The organism is Plastoroseomonas hellenica (assembly GCF_018129085.1).
Lineage (GTDB): Bacteria > Pseudomonadota > Alphaproteobacteria > Acetobacterales > Acetobacteraceae > Plastoroseomonas > Plastoroseomonas hellenica.
Map to the genome: position 1 here is coordinate 1 of NZ_JAAGBB010000057.1, position 20,505 is coordinate 20,505.

The following is a 20,505-nucleotide window of genomic DNA, read 5'->3' on the forward strand; positions in this document are numbered from 1 at the left end:
CGGCACCGAGACCAGCGGCGCGACCAGGCTCGGCACCCCGATCGTCGACATCGCGACCGGCCTCTTCTCCGCGATCGCCATCCTGATGGCGCTGCACGAGCGGAAGACCTCAGGCCAGGGCCAGTATTGCGACATGACGCTGCATGATTGCGGCATGGCGCTGCTGCATCCGCATGCCGCGAATTTCTTTCTCAACAGCAAGCGCCCGCAGGCGACCGGCAACCCGCACCCGAACCTGGCGCCCTATTCCAAGTTCCAGACCAAGACCTGCGAGGTCTTCGTCGCCGCCGGCAACGACCCCGCCTTCCGGAAGTTCTGCGACTTCCTCGGCATGCCGGAGATGGCAGGCGATCCGCGCTTCGCGACCAATGGCGCCCGCGTCACCAACCGCGCCGCGCTGACCGAGGTGCTGAACGCGCGCTTCGCCGACGAGGACGGGCATGCGCTGACCCGGCGCATGCTGGCCGCCGGGCTGCCGGCGGGGCCGGTGCTCAATGTCGACGAGGCGATGGCGGCCGATCACACCGCGCACCGGAAGATGGTGACGGAGCTCGGCGGCTTCCGGGGGCTCGGCACGCCGATAAAGCTCTCCCGCACGCCTGGTGGCACCAGGAGCGCGCCGCCGCGCTTCAACGAGCATGGCGCGGCGGTGCTCCGCGCCCGCGGCTTCTCCGACGACGAGATCGCCGCACTCGCCCGCGACGGCGTCCTGGTCGAGAACCGCCGCAAGTAGCGGATGGCGCCTCAGGCGTCCCGGCTGAGCCGGATATCGACCTCGCGCGTGACATGGCGCCATTCTTCGGTCGCGCGCAGGCGCCGCACCAGCACCTCGAAGGCCTCGGCATCCTCCGGCGCGTATTCGAACCAGGTCAGGAAGTCGAAGGGCTCGCCGAGCTCGCGGCCGTGATGCAGGCGGCGCGCGACGGCCGGCAGGTAGTCCAGCCCGATCGCGATGTGGTGGGAGCTCTCCTCCAGGATGGCGCGGCGCTCATCCTGGGCGAGCGCCCACCAGGCCTCGGTCTTGCGGATCGGGATCAGCGCCGCGCGCGTCGCCTGCCTCCGGCCGAGCCCCTGCTGCACGGCCGCCAGCGCGTCGAGCTCGGCGCGAGTGGTGTAGCGCGGGTTGCTGGTAGTGCCGCGCAAGGCCCAGACCGCATCCGGTGGCGCCGGCACGCTGGCGCCTTCCTGCATGGTGAGCCGTGCCGCGGCCGGCAGGGCCTCGCCCAGCACCGCCTCGATCCGCTCGATGCGCCAGGGGCCGGCAGCGCCGGCGGCGAAGGTGACGGAGAGCGGCGGCGGCATCAGGCGGGCATCATGCGCTGCACCGACCGGCGCAACGCGGCGCGCGCCAGCAGGCGCGTGGAATCGAGTGTTGGTAGCGGTGAGTTCGCGTCGTCCATGATCAGCGGGATCTCGGTGCAGCCGAGGATGACGGCGTCGCAGCCGGCATCCCGCAGGCGGCCGAAGACCTGCCGGAAGCGGGCGACCGCCTCCGGCTTGAAGATCCCGTAGACCAGCTCCTCCATGATGATGCGACTGATCTCTTCACGCTCGGCGGCATCGGGCAGCCGGTGTTCCAGCCCGTGCGCCGCGAGCGCCTCCGGATAGACGGCGCTGTCCATCAGCCAGCGCGTGCCGGTGATGCCGGGGCGGCGGAAGCCGCGCGCCTTCGCTTCCGCCGCGACGACCTCCGCGATGTGCAGCCAGGGCAGCGGCGATCGCGCCGCGATATCAGGCAGCGCCTGGTGGATCGTGTTGTCCGGGCAGATCAGCAACTCGGCGCCGGCCGCCGCGAGCTTCCGGGCGGAGGAGAGCATCAGTTCGCCGACGCCGGCCCAGTCGCCGCGCTCGAGGCAGGCGACATAATCGGCAAGCGAATGCGTGTGCATGGAGATTTCGGGATGCGCATGCGGCCCGAGCAGCGCGGCGCCCTCCGTGCAGATGGTCCGGTAGCAGAGCGCCGCACCTTCCGCGGAGCAGCCGACGATACCGATATGGCGCGGCGTCACGCGCGCGCCTCCCGCCTGATGTCGGCGCCGCAGGCCGCGAGCTTTTCCGCCATCCCGTCATAGCCGCGATCGAGATGCTCGAGCCCGTCGAGCGCCGTCTCCCCCCGGGCGCCGAGCCCTGCCAGGACCAGCGCCGCCGCGGCGCGCAGGTCGGTCGCCGTCACCCGGGCGCCGGTTAGCCGCGTGACGCCGCGCACCCAGGCGGTCCTGCCATGGACGGTGATATCAGCGCCCAGCTTCCGGAGCTCGTCCACATGCCGGAACCGCTGTTCGAAGATGGTCTCGGTGATGGCGCTGGCGCCCCGCGCCGTCGCGAGCATGGCCATGACCGGCGATTGCAGGTCGGTCGCGAAGCCCGGATAGGGCATGGTCCTGAAGTCGGTGCCGATCAAGCCGGCCGAAGCCCGGCGCGCGATCAGGCCGGTCCCGGTCTCCTCCAGCGCGACGCCCGCCGCCGCGAGCAGAGGCAGGCCGGCGCCGAGCAGCTCGGCGCGGGCATGCTCCAGGAACAGCGCGCCATCCGTCACCGCCGCGGCGCAGGCGAGCGTCCCGGTCTCGATGCGGTCGGGCATGACGCTGTGCACCGCGCCGGTCAGCGACGCGCCGCCCTGCACGGTGAGCAGGTCGCCATCCAGCCCCGTGATCCCAGCGCCCATCGCGATCAGGCAGCGGGCGAGATCGGCGATCTCGGGCTCGCGCGCGGCGTTGCGGATCACGGTTTCGCCGCGCGCCAGCACGGCGGCCAGCATCAGGTTCTGCGTCGCGCCGACCGAGGGCTGCGGCAGCAGGATCTCGGCGCCGTGCAGGCCGTGCGGCGCCCGGGCCTGGATCATGCCGCCGGCGAGGTCGATCTCCGCCCCCATGGCGCGCAGGCCGGCGACATGGAAGTCGATCCCCCGCAGCCCGATCGCATCCCCGCCCGGCATCGGCAGGGAGGCTTCGCCGCAGCGGCCCAGCATCGCACCCAGGAGGAGGATCGAGGCCCGCATCCGGCCCACCAGCGCGCCCTCGATCCGTCGCGAGTGCAGGCGGTCGGCGCAGAGCGTCAGCGTGAGGCCGGCGCGGCCGCCGGACCAGCCGAGGCCGACGCCGAGGCGCTGCAGCAGGTTCGCCAGCACCGCGACGTCGAGATTGGCGGGCAGGTTGTGCAGGGTCACGAGGTGCGGGCTCAGCAGCGCCGCGACCATCAGGGGCAGGGCGGCATTCTTGGCGCCGCTGATCGGATAGGTGCCGGTGAGCCGGGCGCCGCCCCGGATCACGAGATGGGTGCCGGGATCCGGGCGCCACCAGGGGGAGGCGGCAAGCAGGGAGGCATCGGGGCTGGGGATCATGGCGGCGGCCTCCTGGCTTGCTCCGTCAATCTAGCTGCCATGCGCGATCGATTCGAGGGTGACAAGCCGGCGCGGCCGTCCTAGGTGTTGGGCATGTCCTTCGCTGGCATCGCCGCCGCTCGATTTTATTACGTCCGCACACATCGGCGGAGGTAGGGGCGCGCGCAAGCGACGAGGCATCGTGAGTTCCCGAACAACCGCCAGTTTCCCTGGCGGTTTTTTTGTGCCGCCAGGCATGGCCCAACAGGAGGCATACCCAGGTGGAACCGATCGAGGATCTGCGGATCCAGACCATCAGCGAGCTGACCTCGCCCGCGCGCATCATCGGGGAGATACCCCGGAGCGCCACTGTCAGCCGGACGGTCGCGGATGCGCGGCACGCCATCCACAGCATCCTGCATGGGGATGACGACCGGCTGATCGTGATCGCCGGCCCCTGCTCGATCCACGATCCCGTGGCGGCGCGCGACTACGCCGAGCGGCTTGCGCGGCAGCGCCTGCGCTTCGGCACGGAGCTCGAGATCGTCATGCGGGTCTATTTCGAGAAGCCGCGGACGACCGTCGGGTGGAAGGGGCTGATCAACGATCCGCGGCTCGACGACAGCTTCCGGATCGAGGAGGGCCTGCGCATCGCCCGCGGCCTGTTGCTCGACATCAACGGCATGGGATTGCCGGCCGGCTGCGAGTTCCTGGATACCATCACCCCGCAATACATCGCCGACTTGGTGAGCTGGGGCGCGATCGGCGCCCGGACGACCGAGAGCCAGGTGCATCGCCAGCTCGCCTCCGGCCTGTCCTGCCCGATCGGGTTCAAGAACGGGACCAATGGCGACGTGAAGATCGCGCTCGACGCGATCCTGGCGGCCTCGCAGGCCCACCACTTCCCCGCGGTCACCAAGGAAGGCCGGGCGGCCATCGCCTCCACTCGCGGCAATGAGGATTGCCACCTGATCCTGCGGGGCGGGAAGCAGCCCAACTACGACGCGGACAGCGTGCAGGCGGCGGCAGCGGGCGCGATCAAGGCCGGCCTGGCGCCGCGCATCATGGTCGATGCCAGCCACGCCAACAGCGGCAAGGATCCGGAGAACCAGCCAGCGGTGATCGCGGATGTCGCCCGGCAGGTCGCGGCCGGCGACTGCCGCATCCTGGGCGCGATGGTCGAGAGCAACCTGGTCGGCGGCCGCCAGGATCTGGTGCCCGGCAGGATGCTGACCTACGGCCAGAGCATCACCGATGGCTGCATCGACTGGCCGACCTCGGTCGCGGTGCTGGAGACGCTGGCGGAGGCCGTGCGGGCGCGGCGGCGCAGCGCGTCGACCGGCCAGAAGCAGGAGGTCGCCGCGGCGGCCGTCTGATCGGCGGGGTTCGGGCGGGCAGGCCGAATCGGATTAGGCCGGCAGGCTTGCCGCGTGCCGGGTCTCGCCGGGGCCGCAGAGATCGGCGATCGCCGGCGCCACCTCGGCGGGCTTCGGCAGGCTCTCGCGTGCCTCGCCCGGGAAGGCCAGCGCGCGCAGCTTGGTCGCGACCGCGCCGGGGTCGTGCAGATTGATCCGCAGCCGCGTCCCCGCGACCTCCGCCGCCCAGGTGCGCACCAGATGCTCCATGCCCGCCTTGCTGGCGCCGTACATGCCCCAATAGGGCGTCGGTGCGCCGGCGAGGGCATCGGTCAGGAACACCGCGCGGCCGGCATCGGAGGCGCGGAGCGGCGGATCGCAGCTCCGGATCAGCCGCCAGGCAGCCGAGAGGTTCACCCCGATCACCGTGGTCCAATCGGCGGGATCGACATGCGCGACCGGCGTCAGCCGGTTCAAGGCACCCGCCGCATGCACCAGGATGTCGAGCCGCCCGAAGCGCTCGTAGATCGAAGGGCCGATCTGGTCGATCTGCTCCTGGTCGCGCACGAGGTCGAGCGGCAGCAGCGACGCCTTGCCGCCTGCTTCGCGGATCGCGTCATCCGTCTCCTCGAGCCCGCCCTGGGTGCGCGCCGTGATCACCACATGCGCGCCGCGGCGCGCGAGCTCGATGGCGACGGCCGCGCCGATCCCGCGGGAGGCGCCGGTGACCAGCGCCACCCGATCCGAGAGCAGCCCCGTCACGTGCCGACGGGCTGGAGCAGCGAGAGCTGCTTCTCCGAATTGTCCTGCCAGTCGGTCAGCGGGATCGCGTACTCGCCGGTGAAGCAGGCGTCGCAATAGGCCGGCTTCTTCGCGTCGCGCCCCGGCTTGCCGAGGGCACGGTAGAGCCCGTCGAGCGAGATGAAGGCCAGGCTGTCGACGCCGATGATGCGCGCCATCTCCTCGAGATCGTGCCTGGCGGCCATGAGCTGCGAGCGCTCCGGCGTGTCGATGCCGTAGTAGCAGCTATGGGTCGTGGGCGGCGAGGAGATGCGCATATGCACCTCGGTCGCGCCGGCCTGGCGCACCATCTCGACGATCTTGCGGCTGGTGGTACCGCGCACGATCGAATCATCGACGAGGATGACCCGCTTGCCCGCGAGGATCGGCTTGTTCGCGCTGTGCTTCAGCTTCACGCCGAGGTGGCGGATCTGGTCGGTCGGCTCGATGAAGGTGCGGCCGACATAGTGGTTGCGGATGATGCCGAGCTCGAAGGGGATCTTGGCCTCGGCCGCATAGCCCATCGCCGCCGGCACGCCGCTGTCCGGCACCGGGACGACCACATCCGCCGACACATGGCTCTCGCGCGCCAGCTCGGCGCCAATGCGCTTCCTGGTGTCGTAGACCGGCGTGCCCTCGCTCACGGAGTCCGGCCGCGAGAAGTAGATGTATTCGAAGATGCAGAAGCGGCTCTCGTGCCGCCCGAAGGGCTTCACGCTGCGCACGCCGGCATCGTCGATGACGACGATCTCGCCCGGCTCGATGTCGCGCACGAATTCTGCGCCGACAATGTCGAGCGCGCAGGTCTCGGAGGCGAGCACATGGCCGCCACCGGCATGGCCCGGCAGCCGGCCGAGCACCAGCGGCCGGACGCCGAGCGGGTCGCGGGCGCCGAGCAGCGCGCCATTGTGCAGCGCCACCAGGCTATAGGCGCCCTGCACCTGCTTCAGCGCATCGATCAGCCGGTCCACCACGGTGGAATAGAGGCTGATCGCGATCAGGTGGACGAAGACCTCGCTGTCGGTCGTGCTCTGGAACAGGCAGCCGCGGCGGACCAGGGCGCGCTTCAACGCATAGGCATTGGTCAGGTTGCCGTTATGCGCGACGGCGAAGCCGCCGAACTCGAAATCGGCGTAGAGCGGCTGCACGTTGCGCAGCGCCGTCTCGCCGGTGGTGGCGTAGCGGTTGTGCCCGATCGAAGCGCGGCCGGGCAGCCCGGCCATGACCTTGGCATCGCTGAAATTGTCGCCGACCAGGCCGAGGCCCTTGTGGCTGTGGAACAGCCCGCCATCGTCGAGGCTGACGATGCCCGCCGCCTCCTGCCCGCGATGCTGGAGGGCGTGCAGGCCAAGGGCGGTCAGCGCCGCGGCGTCGGTCGAGCGCCAGACCCCGAAGACACCGCATTCCTCATGCGGTTTGTCGTCGTCGTCCATGAGGACGCGGGGAGAAGCGTCGAGCACACGGGAAGCGTCGTCATGGTCGATGGCGTCGGGCGCATCGGTCATCATGGTCCTCACTGGCGGCTGCGCGCCGGCGGGCGCAACAGCTCTTCCATGGTCGGCACCGGCCTGTCCGGGGGGTCGGGCAGGCGGGGGCGGTATTCCTCAGGTAGCTGTGCCACCAGCCTCGCGGCTCCATCGGCCACGATGGGCAGGGCCCGCGCCTCCCGCACGGGTTCCGGCCACCGCTCCGGCGCGGGGAGCACGAGGCCACCCACGATATAGGCGAGCAGGACCAGGAAGGCACCCCGGGCAATCCCGAATACCAGACCCAACACACGGTCGAGGCCGGAGAGCAGCGAGGCCTGAACGATGCCCGCGATCCAGGAAATGATGATCTTCAGGATGATCAGCACCACCAGGAACACGCCGCCGGCGGCGATCGCGTCAACCAGCCAGGGCTGTTCGACATAGGGCGAGACCATGGGGCGCACCTGCGGCAGTGCATAGAGGGCGGTCACTGCGGCGCCGATCCAGGCGCCGACGCCCAAGGCCTCGCTCACCAAACCGCGGAAAAAGGCGTGAATCGCCGATACAGCGATCACGCCCAGCAAGACGCCATCAACCCAGGTCATGCGGGGGGTATAGCGGGGGCGTTGCGTGGCGTCATCATCATGGCCTCAAGCGCCGGCGGCCGCATCCGCGGCCTTGGCTTGCGCGCTGTCAGGTGTGCTCTGGCGGCAACTGTCGGTCGCGCGCGAGGCCGCATTCGCGGCCCCGGAGCATTCGTCCTCCGGAGCCTCGGCGAAGGAGGATCGGCTGCGCCTCGCTCCGCAGGGACTATTGGCGGCCTGTGGCAGCGGCGTGGAGGCGTAGCCCTACGCCGGTTGCCGCTTCTTGACGCTGGCTTCGGCGAAGCCGGCGATGAGGTCGGCCAGGTGTCCGACCTCCGTGAGGGCCAGGCCTTCCGGCGCCGCCGGCACGCGCCCCGCCCGCGCCGCGCGCTTCGGCAGGGTCGCCTGCAGAAAGCCGAGTTTCTGGGCCTCGCGCAGGCGCTGGTCCGGCTGGCTGACCTGCCGGACTTCGCCGGAGAGGCCCACCTCTCCGAAATAGACGCGGTCGGGGTCGGTCGGCCGGTCGGTCGCGGCCGAGGCCAGCGCCGCCGCGACCGCAAGATCGGCGGCCGGTTCCTGGATGCGCAGCCCGCCCGCGATGTTCAGGTAGACGTCGTTCTGGCCGAGGCTCATGCCGCAGCGCGACTCGAGCACCGCCAGCAGCATCGAGAGCCGCCCGGAATCCCAGCCCACCACCTGCCGGCGCGGGCTGCCGCCCGTGCTGGGCGAGAGCAGGGCCTGCACCTCCACCAGTACCGGCCGCGTGCCCTCGACGCCCGCGAAGACCGCGCTGCCGGAGACATTGCCCCGCCGCTCCGCCAGGAACAGGGCGGAGGGGTTCGCGACCTCGACCAGGCCCGCATCCGTCATCTCGAAGACGCCGATCTCGTCGGTGGCGCCGAAGCGGTTCTTGGTGGCGCGCAGGATGCGGAACTGATGGCCGCGGTCGCCTTCGAAGTAGAGCGTCGCGTCGACCATGTGCTCCAGCACCCGCGGCCCGGCCAGCGTGCCTTCCTTGGTGACGTGGCCGACCAGGATCAGCGCGAAGCCACGCGCCTTGGCCAGCCGGATCAGCTCCGCCGCGCAGGCCCGGACCTGGGCGACGGTGCCCGGCGCCGAATCGAGCGCGTCCAGCCAGACGGTCTGGATGCTGTCGATGACGACCAGCGCCGCCTCCGTCTCCCGCTCCAGGCTGGCGACGATGTCACGGAGCGCGGTCGCCGAGGCCAGCGCCAGCGGCGTCTCCGACAGGCCGAGCCGCCGAGCGCGCAGCCGCACCTGCTCCACCGCCTCCTCACCCGAGACATAGAGGGCACGGCGGCCGGACGCCGCGATGCGGGCCGCCGCCTGCAGCAGGATGGTCGACTTGCCGATGCCGGGATCGCCGCCCACCAGCACCGCGGAGGCCGCGACCAGCCCGCCGCCCAGCACCCGGTCCAGCTCCGCGATGCCGGTGCCGATGCGTGGCGGTGGGGCGCTTTCGCCCTTGAGGCCGACGAATTCGATCTGCCGCCCCCCGCCTGCCTTGGCGGCAGGGCCGGGACCGCGCGGGGCGGCGGCTTCCTCGATCAGCGTGTTCCATTCGCCGCAGGCATCACAGCGCCCCTGCCATTTCGGGCTGACGGCACCGCAGGCCTGGCAGACGAAGCGGGAGAGGGGCTTGGCCATGAATCTCGCGCGGCAGGAGAACGAAACGTGGACAGACAAGCCATAGCCGGCCGCAAACGCCAGGAGAAGCCGATTCGGCAAGGAGCCGGTAAGCTTTTCCAGCGGAATGTTGCAGTGCCGCGAGGGCGGCTGATGGAGCCGCCTTATGAACATGATCGCCCAGCCCAGCGAATCCGCCTCCCCCGTGCAGGAGGCGGCGACGCCCGAAGCGGTGCTGGCCCTGGTCGAAGCGGCGGCCCGCGTGGCCGCGGCCAAGGCGCAGGCAATCCAGGCCATCACCGCGCAGACCCGCATCCTGGCGCTGAACGCGACGATCGAGGCGGCGCGCGCCGGGGAGGCCGGCCGCGGCTTCGCGGTGGTCGCCGGCGAGGTGAAGGCGGTTTCCGCCGAGGTCGGCCGCCTGGCCGCGCAGATGGAGACCGAGCTCGCCGGCGCCTTCACCGCCCTCCGCCAGGTGGGCGAGCGCATGGCGGCCGAGGTCAGGGGCGAGCGGATGATCGACCTGGCGCGCAATGCCATCGAGATCATGGACCGCAACCTCTACGAGAGGAGCTGCGACGTGCGCTGGTGGGCGACCGATTCCGCCGTGGTCGATGCCGCCGCGGCGCCGGAAGAAGCGGCTCTGGCGCATGCCGAGCACCGGCTCGGCGTGATCCTCGGCGCCTATACCGTCTATCTCGACCTCTGGCTCTGCGACGCTGCCGGCCGGGTCATCGCGCATGGCCGGCCGGATCGCTTCCGGGATGTGCGGGGCTTCGACGTCTCGCGCGAGAGCTGGTTCCGCGCGGCGATGGAGAGCGCTTCGGGCGACGACTACGCGGTCGCCGACGTCGCGGCCTGCGCGGCGCTGGGCGGCGCACCGGTCGCGACCTATGCCGCCGCGGTGCGTGAGGGCGCGGCCGCGCGCGGCCGTCCGATCGGCGTGCTCGGCATCCATTTCGACTGGGCGCCGCAGGCGCGTGCCGTGGTGCAGGGCGTGCGCGTGGACGGCGCCAACAGCCGCGTGCTGCTGCTCGACAGCCGCCACCGCGTCCTGGCGGCAAGCGACGGCCGCGGCCTGCTGGCCGAGGTGGTGGCGCTCCGCACCGAAGGGCGGGAAGCCGGCAGCTACCGCGACGCGGAAGGCCGCGGCATCACCTTCCATAAGACGCCGGGCTACGAGACCTACCAGGGCCTCGGCTGGTACGGCGCGATCGTGCAGGCGCGGTAGAGCGCCTGCCGCTATGAGGCGCCCGGTGCCCTGCCGCGTACGCCAATGAAGCGCTCGCGCTCGCCCGCGGGAACGATGGTGCAGTTCTCCCGGCGTCCGAACCACCGGTAGCGGCGCCGTGCCACGAAGCGATAGACGACGTCGCGCAGCGGCCTCGGCACCAGGCGCAGCGCCATGAGCCAGCGCCATGGCGCCCGCATGTGGCGCAGGATGGCGAGAGCGGCGTCGGACCGGGTCAGCACATGTCCGCCGGCAATCAGCAGGAAGGTCTCCTCGAGGTCCTGCCTGGAGAAGCCGTGCCGCGCCGCCAGCGCCAGGCCCTCCGCCGACCAGGCCCCCGCGAAGCGGAGTTGCCGGTCGCGCTCATGCGCCAGCACGAAGGCGACGATGCCGCTGCAAAGCACGCAGTCGGTATCGAAGACGATGATGGGGTCCTGCGCCTGCACGCCATCCAGCATACACGGCCTGGGGAATTCAGGCCGTCAGGCCTGGGTGCGCCGCCGCCCGATCGCGCCGCGCGCCGCCTCGACCGCCCAGCCCGCCGCCAGGCCGATCGCGGGGTTGAGCAGCGCCGTGCCCGCGGCCGCGATGCCGATCGCCGGCCAGCAATGCGGCCGTGCGTCGAACAGGCGCCGCGACAGCGCCAGATCCGTGCCGGCGACCAGCAGCAGCGCGCCGACCGCGGCACCGGGGATGGCCGCGAAGATCCCGGCCGCGCTCTCCGCGAAGCCGAGGCCCAGTATCAGCAACACGGCGCCGAGCAGCGCCGGCGCCAGCCCGCCGCGAGCACCGAAGCGGTGCTGCGCGATCACGCCGCCCGCGCCATGGCACATCGGCATGGCCCCGAAGGGGGCCAGCAGCAGGTTCCCGATGCCGGTGGTCAGCGCCAGGTTGCGCTCGGTCGCGCGTGCGGCCTGGGCCGGGAACATCTCCCGGCAGAGGATCGCGGTGACGATCACCGCATTGGTGAGCGTGAGCGGCAGTTGCGGCAGCACCGCGAATTCCAGCGCCCGCCGCACCGCACCCCAGTCCTGCGGCAGCATCAGCGGCGGCAGTCCCGGCGCGAAGCCCGCGATCCCAGGCACCTCGGCCACGCCGCCCAGCAGGCCTGCTACCACCGCCGCCGGCAATACCAGCAGCACGGCCGGCAGGCGCGGCGCCAGACGCGGCAGCGCGAGGAGCAGCACCGCCACCGGCACTCCGATCCAGGGCGTCTCCAGCATCATCTTGAGCCCGAGCCAGCCCATCAGCAGCCCGAGCCCGAGTTGCAGCCCGGCCGCGACCGATTGCGGGATCAGCCGCGCTACCCGCCCGATCAGCCCGGTGGCACCGAGCAGCAGCATGACGGCGCCGAGCATCAGCCCCGCCGCGGCCGTGGCGCCGGGGGAGAGCTGCCCGGTCAGCAGCACGGCGGAGACGGCCTTCATCGGCTGCACCGCCATCGGCAGCCCGTAGAACAGGCCGGCCCCGATCAGGGAGGCACCGAACCCGAACAGCACACCGGCGGGCGCCAGGCCCGCCACCGCCATGGCGCCGATCGCATGCGGGATGAAGGTGCCGAGGTCGCCGCAGGCGCCCGCCGCTTCATGCAGCAGGCGGTGCCGCGGCGGCGCTGCGGGCGGCGTGGCGTCCATGCGCCATTCTACCGCAGGCGCGGGATCGGCGGCTACGCCGCCCGCTGCGCGACGGTCGGCGCATCGTCCTCGATGGTCACCCGGCGCATGTCGCGGGCATGGGCGTGATCGTCGAAGGGGCGGGCGCGATGCATGGTGGTGCGGTTGTCCCACATCACCAGCTCCCCCACCCGCCATTGGTGGCGATAGACGAAGTCGCGCTGCGTCGCGTGCTCCGTCAGGTCGCGCAGCAGCGCCCGCGCCTCCGGCACCGGCCAGCCCTCGATCGTGCCGGCATGCGAGGAGAGGTAGAGCGACTGCCGGCCATTTGCATGCCGCCGCACCAGCCGCTGGCGCACCGGCGCGAAGCGCCGCCGCTCCTCCTCCGTGTAATCCTCGAAGCCGAGGATGGCGCGCGAATAGATCAAGGAGTGATGGGTGATCAGCTCCTGGAGCTTCGCCTGCATCGCGGCCGGCAGCGCGTCCCAGGCGGCGCGCATGTCGGCGAACTCGGTCTCGCCGCCCTCGGGCGGGATCACCCGCGCATGCAGCATGGAGTATTTCGCCGGTGTCGCCTTGAAGCTGCTGTCGCTGTGCCAGAGCCGGTTGCCGAGCGAGAACAGCCGGCGCCGGTCATTGGCCGCCAGCAGCTTGCCGTCGGTGTCGAGGTTGGAGATGTCGTTCATCGTGTCGTGCTTGAGGCGGTGCTTCTCGACATCGACCACGCCGCGCGTCGCCTCGATGGTGCCGAGCGCGCCCCCGAAGGCCATCTGCTGGTCGTCGTCGATGCGCTGGTCCGGGATCACCAGCACCGCGTAGCGGTCCATCGCCGCATGGACCTCGGCAGCCACTTCCGGGGTCAGCGGCCGGGTGAGGTCGAGGCCTTCGGCCCTGGCGGCGAAGACCGGATGCAGCGGCGTGAGGGTAAGCGGCATGAAACGGACCTCCACAGGCTTGTTCTTATGCGGAAAGCCTGCGCCGCGTGCGGAAGCCCGGTCAAGCCGGGCATGGGAGGCATGCGCGGTCAGATTCCAGTCAGGTCGCGCCGCATCAGCACCACCTCATGGTCCCCGTCCCGGCCCAGCCCCACCCGCTGCCAGCCGAGGCGTGCGTAGAGCGGTTCGGCTGCCCTGGTGTAGAGCCACAGAACCGGCACGGAAGCGGCCCGCGCGAAGGCTTCGACCTGCCGCACCAAGGCACTGGCATAGCCACGTCCGCGGCAGGCGGGCTCGACGAAAACCGCTGCAAGCCAGGGCGTGAGGTCGGGGCGCGTTTCCAGGTCCTCACGCACCAGGCCGGCGGTTCCGACGGGGCGATCCTGATCGAACAGGACGAAGGTCTCCTCGGGGCCGTCCGGCGGCGCCAGGATCGCCGCCGTCATCGTCTCGACCGTCCAGCCGCCCGGATAGTCGAAGAAGGCCTCCACCCGCCACCGGGCGACGATGGGCGCGAGGTCGGGCCGCTCGGATACGGTGAGGATCCGGTGGCCCATGCCGCTACCGCCTGAGCTCCATCTGAATCGGCCCCTCGCGCTCCCCACGCGCGAATTGATCGACCATCGCATTGCCGGTATGGCCGAGCTCGGCGGCGGGGCCGGTCCAGACGATGCGGCCCTTGTGCAGCATCGCCGCCTCATCGCCGATGCGCCTGGCGCTCGCCATGTCGTGGGTGATCGAAACGGCAGTGGCGCCCAGTCGTTGCACGCAATCCCGGATCAGGCCGTCGATGACCGCGCCCATGATCGGATCGAGCCCGGTGGTCGGCTCGTCGAAGAAGAGGATTTCGGGTTCGGAGGCGATGGCGCGGGCGAGGCCGACGCGCTTCTGCATGCCGCCCGAGAGCTCGGCCGGCGACAGGTCGCCGACGCTGGCGGCCAGTCCCACTTGCGCCAGCACCTCGGCGGCCTTGTCGCGGGCGGCGGCGCGGGTGATGCGCTTCTGCGCCAGCAGCTTGAAGCAGACATTCTCCCAGACCGGCAGGCTGTCGAAGAGGGCGCCATTCTGGAACAGCATGCCGATGCGGTCGTTCAGCGCTTCCCGCTCCCGCCGCGGCATCTTGAGCACGTCACGGCCGTCGATCTCGACCATGCCCGCATCCGGGACCAGCAGCCCGAGCATGCATTTCAGCGTGACCGACTTGCCGGAGCCGGAACCGCCCAGGATCACCATCGACCGCCCGGCCGTCATGTCGAGATCGATGCCGTCCAGCACCCGCTTCTCGCCAAAGCTCTTGGTCAGTCCGCTGAGGCGGATCTTCGGCTGGCTCATACCGGCCAGCCTATAGGCTGGCCCGGTATGAGAGTCTTCATCTGGCGCGCGGCCACCCCGCCAACCCCGCGCGCGATACCGCCGAGCCTCTCCACAGACAGGACAACAACGAAGGAATCAGCTATCAGGCTCGGCGGTATCATCGGGCGAAGAACAGCTCGGTCAGCACGTAGTCGAACGCCAGGATCAGGATGGAGGAGGCGACGACCGCAGTGGTGGTGGCGCCGCCCACGCCCTGGGCGCCGCCCCGGCTGTGATAGCCGCACCAGCAGCCCATCAGCGCGATGACGAAGCCGAACGCCGCCGCCTTCACGAGCCCGCTCAGCACGTCGGCGAATTGCAGGAAGTTGAAGGTCGCGCTCAAGTAGCTCTGCGAGGCGAAGCCGAGCCTCACCGAGCCGATGAGCCAGCCGCCCATGACGCCGAGGATGTCGGCCACCACGACCAGCAGCGGCAGCGCGATGCTGGCCGCCAGCAGGCGCGGCGCCACCAGGTATTTCATCGGGTTGGTGGAGAGCGTGGTCAGCGCGTCGATCTGGTCGGTGACGCGCATGGTGCCGATCTCGGCCGCGAAGGCGGCGCCGATGCGGCCGGCGACCATCAGCCCCGCCAGCACCGGGCCGAGTTCCCGGGTGATCGAGAGCACGACGACGTTGGCGACCGCGCCTTCCGCGTTGAAGCGCGCGAAGCCGGTATAGGATTGCAGCGCCAGCACCATGCCGGTGAAAACAGCGGTCAGCGCCACCACCGGCAGGCTGAAATAGGCGATCTCGATGAAGTGCCGCAGCAGGATGCGCCCGTAGAAGGGCGGTCGCACCAGGTGCGACACAGCCTCCGCGGCGAACAGCGTGACGGCACCGAGGTCGCGGGTCACGCCGATCACGCCGCGGCCGATGGCGGCGATCCCGTCCAGCACCATGGCCGCGGCGCCGCCCGCCGCCGGGCGCGGCACGGCATCCTGCCCCTCGGCGGCGCTCACGCCGGCAGGTACGCGCGCGCGTAGCGCGGGCCGAGCGAGGTCAGGATCTCGTAGCCGATGGTGCCGCAGGCGGCCGCCAGCTCGTCCGGGGAGCAGCCGGGCCCGCCGATCAGGGTGACCTGCGTCCCTTGAACCACGTCAGGGAATTCGGTGACGTCGAGCGTGATGAGATCCATCGAGACACGGCCCACCAATGGCACGGGCCTGTCGCCAATGGCGGCGGATGCGCGGCCCGAGAGGGACCTTAGGTAGCCATCCGCATAGCCCGCCGCAACCGTGGCAATGCGGGACGGCCGGGGCGCCCCCCAGCTCGCGCCGTAACCGACAGTGTCACCCGTGCCGATCTCCCGCACCTGGAGCACCGGTACGTCGAGGCGCATCACCGGCCGCATCGGGTTGGGCCCGCCCGGCTGCGGGTTGATCCCGTAGAGCGCGCAGCCGGGCCGCGCGAGGTCGGAGGCGAAACCCTGCCCCAGGAACAACCCGCTGGAATTCGCCAGGCTGCGGGGGATGCCGGGGAACAATGCCGCCGTCTCGGCGAAGCGCGCCGCCTGCAGGGCGTTCAGCGGATGCGCCGGCTCGTCGGCACAGGCCAGATGCGTCATCACGAAGCGCAAATTGAGGCTGTTTCGAAGCTCGGCATCCTCAGCCAGCCGTGCCTGCTCCCGCGCATCCAGCCCGAGCCGCGCCATGCCGGTGTCGAGATGCAGGATCGCCGGCCGCCCGCGATGCCGTGCGACGTCGCCGAGCGTGTTCAGCACCGGCATCAGCCCCGCATCCTCGTCGGCGCCGGGCGCGAAGCCGTTCAGCACCGCGATCATCGGCCCGGGTCCGATCGCCGCCCGCAGCGCCATGCCTTCCCCGAGCTGCGCCACGAAGAAGTGACCGCAGCCGGCAGCGTAGAGGGCCCGCGCCACCGGGCCGGCGCCCAATCCGTAGCCATCGGCCTTCACCACCCCGGCGACCGCGCCCGGCGCGTGCCGGTCATGGAGCAGGCGCCAATTGGCGACGACCGCGGCGAGGTCGACCGTGACCACCCCTCGCGCGCTAATCGCCATGGCCCGCCCCGTCGCGATGCGTGTTGTCGAGGTCGGCGAAGCGGGTGAACTCCGCTTCGAAGAACAGCGGGATGGTGCCGGTCGGGCCGTGGCGCTGCTTGGAGATGATGAGATCGGCGAGGTTGTAGGCGTCGTTCATGCGCTGCTTCCAGCGCTCGACGGCCTCCTCGAACTTTTCCGGATTCTCGAATGCGGTCGCTTTCGGCTCCTGCGCCCGCACATAGTATTCGTCGCGGTAGACGAACATCACCATGTCGGCGTCCTGCTCGATCGAACCGGATTCACGGAGGTCCGAGAGCTGCGGCCGCTTGTCCTCGCGCTGCTCGACGGCGCGCGAGAGCTGGGAGAGTGCGATCACCGGCACCGAGAGCTCCTTGGCGATCGCCTTCAGCCCTTGGGTAATCATCGAGATTTCCAGCACGCGGCTTTCCGGCTTGGTGCCGGCGGCCGGGCGCATGAGCTGGAGGTAGTCCACCACCACGAGATCGAGCCCCCGTGTGCGCTTGAGGCGCCGGCAACGGGTGCGCAGCGCGGAGATGGTGATCGCCGGGGTATCGTCGATATAGAGCGGCAGGGTGCCGATCTCGCGACTGACATTCACGAAGTTGTCGAAGTCGCGCTGGCTGATGTCGCCGCGGCGGATGCGGTCGCCCGAGACGCGCGCCTCCTCCGACAGCAGGCGGGTCGCGAGCTGGTCGGCGCTCATTTCGAGGGAGAAGATCGCGACGCCGCCCTTGGGCTGCGCCTGCGGGTCCTTGTCCTGCGCGATGCGGACCAGGGCGCGCGCCGCGCCGAAGGCGATCTTGGTCGCGAGCGCGGTCTTCCCCATGCCGGGACGCCCGGCGAGGATGATGAGATCGGAGGGATGCAGCCCGCCGGTCTTGGCGTCGAGGTCGCGGAGCCCCGTCGACAGCCCCGACACGCCGCCCGGGGTCGAGAAGGCATGCTCGGCGAGCAGCACCGCATCGGCCAGGGCGCGCTCGAAGGAGACGAAGCCGCCTTCGCCGCCGCCATCCTTGGCCAGATCGAAGAGCTGCTGCTCGGCATTCTCGAGCTGGCCACGGGCGTCGAGCTCCGCCTCCGCGCCGAAAGCGTTGTTGACGATGGTCTCGCCGACATCGATCAACTGCCGGCGCAGCCAGGCGTCGTAGATGACCCGCCCGTATTCGCCGGCATTGATGACGCCGACCATGGCGGTCAGGAGCTGCGCGAGATAGGGCGGGCCGCCAACCTCGTCCAGCACGCCGCCATGCTCGAACTCGGCGCGGAGGGTGACGACGTCGGCAAGCTGGCCGGCTTCGATCCGCCGCTGGATGGCGCGGAAGATGCGGCCATGGATCGGGTCGGCGAAATGATGCTCGGCCAGGAACTCGCCGATGCGCTCATAGGCCTTGTTGTTCGCAAGCAAGGCACCGAGCAGCGCCTGCTCGGCCTGGGCGTTCGATGGCGGCATGCGGAGCGATTGCCCGAGCAGCCCGTTCCCTCCCAGCGATTCGAAAGTGTTCATGGCCTGCAGTCTAGCGCGGAGTGAGGGTCGGCGCGGCGCGCCCGACCCTGTGAGTAACGGGGATATCGGGGGCGCCGCGCAAGCGCCATGTCATCAGGGTCAAGCCGGCTGAACAAAACCGGGCAAGAAAGAAGAAGGCGGGGACGCACAAGCGTCCCCGCCTTCCCTTTTATCAGCCCTCAAACGCCGGGCGCGCGCTCCGCGCGCTTGGCTTTCGCGCGACTCCGCGCGGGCCGCGTTCGCGGCCTCGGACCGGTCAGGCGACCGGTCCGCCCGCCCAGGCGCGGGTTACTCCTGCAGCGCCGCGCCGATTTCGAGCTCGGCGGCGAGCTCGGCCTCCAGGCTGCGCTCCTCGGCCTCGGACTCGGCGGTCAGGCTCTCGCCGCGGGCCTGCTTCTCGGCTTCCTCGACCGAGCGGGCCACGTTGACCGTAACCGGGATCGAGACTTCCGGATGCAGCGCCACGCGCACCGTGGTGACGCCGAGCGTCTTGATCGGATGCTCAAGCAGCACCTGATCGCGGCCCACTTTCAGCCCGCCTTCGGCGCAGCCGACCGCGATGTCGCGCGCGGTGACGGAGCCATAGAGGCTGCCCGATTCGCCCGCCGTGCGGATCAACACGACCGCGAGGCCGTGGACGCGCTCGGCGACGCGCTCGGCTTCCTCGCGGCGCTTCAGGTTCTGCGCCTCGAGCTGGGCGCGCTCGCGCTCGAAGCGGGCGAGGTTCTCCTTGCTGGCGCGGATGCCCTTGCCGGTCGGCAGCAGGTAGTTGCGCGCATAGCCCGGGCGGACCTTCACCAGCTCGCCCATCTGGCCGAGCTTCTCGACCCGCTGCATCAGGATGACTTCGATCATGTCGGATTGCCTCCGCGTGGTGCGCGGCGCGCCCACTGGTCGTAGAGGCCCAGCGCCACGACGGCGGGGCCTATGGTTGGCAGGAAATACACCATCAGAACGTAGAAGCCGGTGAGCGCCACGCCCCGTCCCCGCAGCCCGGCCGAGCGGCGATGCACGCCGGCGAGGCCCTGGAAGAAGAAGGGCAGCAGCAGGATCAGGAAGACCGCGAGCCGCAGGCCGTCGTCGAGGTCCATCAGCCAGACGCCGGCGGCGGCCGGTGGCAGCAGCGCGTACCAGAAAGGCAGCCGCACGGCCGCCAGATCCAGGGACGGCAGCAGCGCGAAGCCACGCCGGGCCAGCAGGCGCTGCGCGATCATGGCGTTGATCGAGGTGATGACGGCCAGCCACAGCGCCAGCAGCACCGGGATCAGCCGCGCCACACGCGCCTGCATGGTCTCCGACACCGCGAGTGCCGGGAACTCCTGCATCGCTTGGCGGATGGAGTCCGCAAGCATCCCCATCACCCCGCCCGGATAGGCGGCGAATTCCATCGCCCCCCAGCCCAGCAGCAGCAGCGGATACAAGCCGAAGAAGACCATGGCCCCGCCGGGCACGAAGCCTTGCGGACGCATCGCCAGCAGCGGCAACGCCATGCCGGGCAGCCCGGCCAGCGCCGCGAAATGCAGCACGGGCCAAGGGCCTGAGACGAGCCAGAGCAACACCCCGGCCAGCCCGCCGGCACCGATCGCCGCCACCGGCCCGGCCGCGAAGCCCGCGGCCAGGACCGGCAGAGAGGCGAACCAGCCCATCAGCATCCCGCCGGGCAGCCCGCGAATCAGCCACAGCTCCGCCGCCGCCGCGAGGAATCCCCCCGCGCCGGCAGCGAGCCACCGTGGATCATGCGCGATGCCGCTTCCCGGCTGGGCCGCCATGGCCGTCATCCGTTTCCGCCGGCGCTCCGGCGCTCAGTCGTTGATGACGTAGGGCAGCAGCGCCAGGAAGCGGGCGCGCTTGATGGCCTGGGCCAGCTCACGCTGCTTCTTGGCACTCACCGCCGTGATGCGCGACGGCACGATCTTCCCGCGCTCCGACAGGAAGCGGGAGAGAAGGCGCACGTCCTTGTAGTCGATCTTCGGCGCGCTCGGCCCGCTGAACGGGCAGGACTTGCGCCGGCGATAGAAGGGGCGGCGGGCGCCGACGGCCGGGCGGCGGGCGGCGGGGGAGAGGTCGGTCGTTTCGGACATGGCTGATTACTCCTCGCCGCCCTGGTCGCCATCGTCGCGCGAACGGGCGCGGAATTCCTCGCGGTCGTCGCCGCGCTCGCGGCCGCCGCGGCCCGAGCTGAAGCGCCCGGCCGGACGCGGACCACGGAAGCCGCGGTCGCGGTCACGCTCCTCGCCGCGCTTCGAGAGGATCGCCGACGGCGCCTCATCGATCGCATCGACGCGGATCGTCATGGTGCGCAGCACGTCCTCATGCAGGCCGAGCTGGCGCTCCACCTCGAGCAGCGCCGGTGCCGGCGTCTCGAGGCCGAGGAGCATGTAATGCCCCTTGCGGTTCTTCTTGATGCGGTAGGCGAGGCCGCGAAGGCCCCAGTACTCGCGCTTCTTCACCTCGCCGCCGCCGGCGGCCAGGGTGGTGGCGACGAGCTCCGCGATCGCCTCGACCTGCTGTTGCGTGATATCGTTCCGTGCAATGAACACGGTTTCGTACAGCGGCATATGTACTCCCTTCGGCTGTCTCAGCCCAGGGGTCCCGGCGCCAGGCACCATGCCGGCGGGGACACAAACGGGCATAGCCGCGCGCGATGCCTCCGCGCCCGGCAGGGAAGCGGGGCGTAAAGCAGGTTTGGCGCTGCG

Annotated in this window: 22 protein-coding genes; 3 read left to right on the top strand and 19 right to left on the bottom strand. The window is 70.8% G+C overall.

The features are described 5' to 3' along the window. Nucleotides 1-733: CaiB/BaiF CoA transferase family protein (locus GXW71_RS29010; RefSeq protein ID WP_211856206.1), on the top strand; the 733-nt coding region annotated here is incomplete at its 5' end. Between the two features lie 11 nt (nucleotides 734-744). Here the strand turns inward: GXW71_RS29010 and GXW71_RS29015 are convergent. From GXW71_RS29015 to murA, 3 genes are read right to left on the bottom strand one after another with little or no spacing between them, the layout of a single operon-like run. Beyond that, entirely contained in the window at nucleotides 745-1,302 is a 558-nt protein-coding gene (locus GXW71_RS29015) for a chlorite dismutase family protein (RefSeq protein ID WP_211856207.1), read from the bottom strand. Beyond that, on the bottom strand, nucleotides 1,302-2,009 hold the full coding sequence (locus tag GXW71_RS29020) for an aspartate/glutamate racemase family protein (protein WP_211856208.1): 708 nt from the start codon (nucleotides 2,007-2,009) through the stop codon (nucleotides 1,302-1,304). The genes GXW71_RS29015 and GXW71_RS29020 overlap by 1 nt, the downstream gene beginning before the upstream one ends. Continuing rightward, entirely contained in the window at nucleotides 2,006-3,340 is a 1,335-nt protein-coding gene (gene murA, locus GXW71_RS29025) for a UDP-N-acetylglucosamine 1-carboxyvinyltransferase (RefSeq protein ID WP_211856209.1), read from the bottom strand. The genes GXW71_RS29020 and murA overlap by 4 nt, the downstream gene beginning before the upstream one ends. 260 nt (nucleotides 3,341-3,600) lie before the next feature. Here murA and GXW71_RS29030 point away from each other — a divergent pair, with 260 nt between their 5' ends. Further along, nucleotides 3,601-4,695, top strand: a complete 1,095-nt coding sequence (locus GXW71_RS29030) for a 3-deoxy-7-phosphoheptulonate synthase (protein WP_211856210.1) — start codon at nucleotides 3,601-3,603, stop codon at nucleotides 4,693-4,695. Between the two features lie 33 nt (nucleotides 4,696-4,728). On the opposite strand, the gene GXW71_RS29035 is transcribed toward GXW71_RS29030, so the two are convergent. The 4 genes from GXW71_RS29035 to radA all read right to left on the bottom strand — a co-directional run bounded on the left by GXW71_RS29035 (nucleotide 4,729) and on the right by radA (nucleotide 9,175). Further along, the gene (locus tag GXW71_RS29035) at nucleotides 4,729-5,436 is read right to left on the bottom strand and encodes an SDR family NAD(P)-dependent oxidoreductase (protein ID WP_211856211.1); all 708 of its coding nucleotides are present in this window, start codon (nucleotides 5,434-5,436) and stop codon (nucleotides 4,729-4,731) included. Beyond that, nucleotides 5,433-6,887, bottom strand: coding sequence for an amidophosphoribosyltransferase (purF, locus tag GXW71_RS29040; protein WP_211856236.1), 1,455 nt, complete (start codon nucleotides 6,885-6,887; stop codon nucleotides 5,433-5,435). The genes GXW71_RS29035 and purF overlap by 4 nt, the downstream gene beginning before the upstream one ends. Before the next feature lie 80 nt (nucleotides 6,888-6,967). Beyond that, a complete protein-coding gene (locus GXW71_RS29045; RefSeq protein ID WP_408901840.1) occupies nucleotides 6,968-7,498 on the bottom strand; it encodes a CvpA family protein in 531 nt (176 codons plus the stop codon). A 273-nt stretch (nucleotides 7,499-7,771) separates the two neighbouring features. Further along, nucleotides 7,772-9,175, bottom strand: a complete 1,404-nt coding sequence (gene radA / locus GXW71_RS29050; RefSeq protein ID WP_211856213.1) for a DNA repair protein RadA — start codon at nucleotides 9,173-9,175, stop codon at nucleotides 7,772-7,774. 145 nt (nucleotides 9,176-9,320) lie between these two features. Between radA and GXW71_RS35310 the strand changes: the two genes are divergently transcribed. Next, nucleotides 9,321-10,385: a methyl-accepting chemotaxis protein gene (locus GXW71_RS35310; protein WP_211856214.1), complete on the top strand. Its 1,065-nt coding sequence runs from the start codon at nucleotides 9,321-9,323 to the stop codon at nucleotides 10,383-10,385. An 11-nt stretch (nucleotides 10,386-10,396) separates the two neighbouring features. On the opposite strand, the gene GXW71_RS29060 is transcribed toward GXW71_RS35310, so the two are convergent. From GXW71_RS29060 to rpsF, 12 genes are all read right to left on the bottom strand, one after another. Further along, nucleotides 10,397-10,831 carry a thiol-disulfide oxidoreductase DCC family protein gene (locus GXW71_RS29060; protein WP_211856215.1) on the bottom strand — a complete coding sequence of 145 codons (435 nt, stop codon included), beginning with the start codon at nucleotides 10,829-10,831 and terminating at the stop codon, nucleotides 10,397-10,399. A 36-nt stretch (nucleotides 10,832-10,867) separates the two neighbouring features. After that, nucleotides 10,868-12,019 (bottom strand): putative sulfate/molybdate transporter, encoded by a 1,152-nt coding sequence (locus GXW71_RS29065; protein WP_211856216.1) that lies wholly within the window; start codon nucleotides 12,017-12,019, stop codon nucleotides 10,868-10,870. Between the two features lie 32 nt (nucleotides 12,020-12,051). Next, on the bottom strand, nucleotides 12,052-12,933 hold the full coding sequence (locus GXW71_RS29070) for a TauD/TfdA dioxygenase family protein (protein ID WP_211856217.1): 882 nt from the start codon (nucleotides 12,931-12,933) through the stop codon (nucleotides 12,052-12,054). Nucleotides 12,934-13,022: 89 nt separating this feature from the next. Beyond that, nucleotides 13,023-13,490 carry a GNAT family N-acetyltransferase gene (locus tag GXW71_RS29075; protein ID WP_211856218.1) on the bottom strand — a complete coding sequence of 156 codons (468 nt, stop codon included), beginning with the start codon at nucleotides 13,488-13,490 and terminating at the stop codon, nucleotides 13,023-13,025. A 4-nt stretch (nucleotides 13,491-13,494) separates the two neighbouring features. Then, nucleotides 13,495-14,265, bottom strand: a complete 771-nt coding sequence (locus tag GXW71_RS29080) for an ABC transporter ATP-binding protein (protein WP_211856219.1) — start codon at nucleotides 14,263-14,265, stop codon at nucleotides 13,495-13,497. 139 nt (nucleotides 14,266-14,404) lie between these two features. Further along, on the bottom strand, nucleotides 14,405-15,184 hold the full coding sequence (locus GXW71_RS29085; RefSeq protein WP_211856237.1) for an MlaE family ABC transporter permease: 780 nt from the start codon (nucleotides 15,182-15,184) through the stop codon (nucleotides 14,405-14,407). Nucleotides 15,185-15,240: 56 nt separating this feature from the next. Beyond that, on the bottom strand, nucleotides 15,241-16,302 hold the full coding sequence (alr, locus tag GXW71_RS29090; protein WP_211856220.1) for an alanine racemase: 1,062 nt from the start codon (nucleotides 16,300-16,302) through the stop codon (nucleotides 15,241-15,243). Continuing rightward, nucleotides 16,292-17,809 carry a replicative DNA helicase gene (locus GXW71_RS29095; protein WP_211856221.1) on the bottom strand — a complete coding sequence of 506 codons (1,518 nt, stop codon included), beginning with the start codon at nucleotides 17,807-17,809 and terminating at the stop codon, nucleotides 16,292-16,294. Before GXW71_RS29095 ends, alr begins: the two co-directional genes overlap by 11 nt. Nucleotides 17,810-18,097: 288 nt before the next feature. Continuing rightward, nucleotides 18,098-18,664: a 50S ribosomal protein L9 gene (gene rplI / locus GXW71_RS29100; protein WP_211856222.1), complete on the bottom strand. Its 567-nt coding sequence runs from the start codon at nucleotides 18,662-18,664 to the stop codon at nucleotides 18,098-18,100. After that, the gene (locus tag GXW71_RS29105) at nucleotides 18,661-19,578 is read right to left on the bottom strand and encodes a DUF2232 domain-containing protein (RefSeq protein ID WP_211856223.1); all 918 of its coding nucleotides are present in this window, start codon (nucleotides 19,576-19,578) and stop codon (nucleotides 18,661-18,663) included. Before GXW71_RS29105 ends, rplI begins: the two co-directional genes overlap by 4 nt. A 33-nt stretch (nucleotides 19,579-19,611) precedes the next feature. Next, the gene (gene rpsR, locus GXW71_RS29110) at nucleotides 19,612-19,890 is read right to left on the bottom strand and encodes a 30S ribosomal protein S18 (protein ID WP_211856224.1); all 279 of its coding nucleotides are present in this window, start codon (nucleotides 19,888-19,890) and stop codon (nucleotides 19,612-19,614) included. 6 nt (nucleotides 19,891-19,896) lie between these two features. Further along, nucleotides 19,897-20,367, bottom strand: coding sequence for a 30S ribosomal protein S6 (gene rpsF / locus GXW71_RS29115; protein ID WP_211856225.1), 471 nt, complete (start codon nucleotides 20,365-20,367; stop codon nucleotides 19,897-19,899). Nucleotides 20,368-20,505 lie beyond the last annotated feature (138 nt).

Bases quoted from the DNA above. Each gene is read 5' to 3' on its own strand.
- GXW71_RS29015 (WP_211856207.1), bottom strand. From the start codon at position 1,302: ATGCCGCCGCCGCTCTCCGTCACCTTCGCCGCCGGCGCTGCCGGCCCC.
- murA (WP_211856209.1), bottom strand. From the start codon at position 3,340: ATGATCCCCAGCCCCGATGCCTCCCTGCTTGCCGCCTCCCCCTGGTGG.
- purF (WP_211856236.1), bottom strand. From the start codon at position 6,887: ATGGACGACGACGACAAACCGCATGAGGAATGCGGTGTCTTCGGGGTC.
- radA (WP_211856213.1), bottom strand. From the start codon at position 9,175: ATGGCCAAGCCCCTCTCCCGCTTCGTCTGCCAGGCCTGCGGTGCCGTC.
- GXW71_RS35310 (WP_211856214.1), top strand. From the start codon at position 9,321: ATGAACATGATCGCCCAGCCCAGCGAATCCGCCTCCCCCGTGCAGGAG.
- GXW71_RS29065 (WP_211856216.1), bottom strand. From the start codon at position 12,019: ATGGACGCCACGCCGCCCGCAGCGCCGCCGCGGCACCGCCTGCTGCAT.
- GXW71_RS29070 (WP_211856217.1), bottom strand. From the start codon at position 12,933: ATGCCGCTTACCCTCACGCCGCTGCATCCGGTCTTCGCCGCCAGGGCC.
- GXW71_RS29075 (WP_211856218.1), bottom strand. From the start codon at position 13,490: ATGGGCCACCGGATCCTCACCGTATCCGAGCGGCCCGACCTCGCGCCC.
- GXW71_RS29080 (WP_211856219.1), bottom strand. From the start codon at position 14,265: ATGAGCCAGCCGAAGATCCGCCTCAGCGGACTGACCAAGAGCTTTGGC.
- GXW71_RS29085 (WP_211856237.1), bottom strand. From the start codon at position 15,184: ATGGTGCTGGACGGGATCGCCGCCATCGGCCGCGGCGTGATCGGCGTG.
- alr (WP_211856220.1), bottom strand. From the start codon at position 16,302: ATGGCGATTAGCGCGCGAGGGGTGGTCACGGTCGACCTCGCCGCGGTC.
- GXW71_RS29095 (WP_211856221.1), bottom strand. From the start codon at position 17,809: ATGAACACTTTCGAATCGCTGGGAGGGAACGGGCTGCTCGGGCAATCG.
- rplI (WP_211856222.1), bottom strand. From the start codon at position 18,664: ATGATCGAAGTCATCCTGATGCAGCGGGTCGAGAAGCTCGGCCAGATG.
- GXW71_RS29105 (WP_211856223.1), bottom strand. From the start codon at position 19,578: ATGGCGGCCCAGCCGGGAAGCGGCATCGCGCATGATCCACGGTGGCTC.
- rpsR (WP_211856224.1), bottom strand. From the start codon at position 19,890: ATGTCCGAAACGACCGACCTCTCCCCCGCCGCCCGCCGCCCGGCCGTC.
- rpsF (WP_211856225.1), bottom strand. From the start codon at position 20,367: ATGCCGCTGTACGAAACCGTGTTCATTGCACGGAACGATATCACGCAA.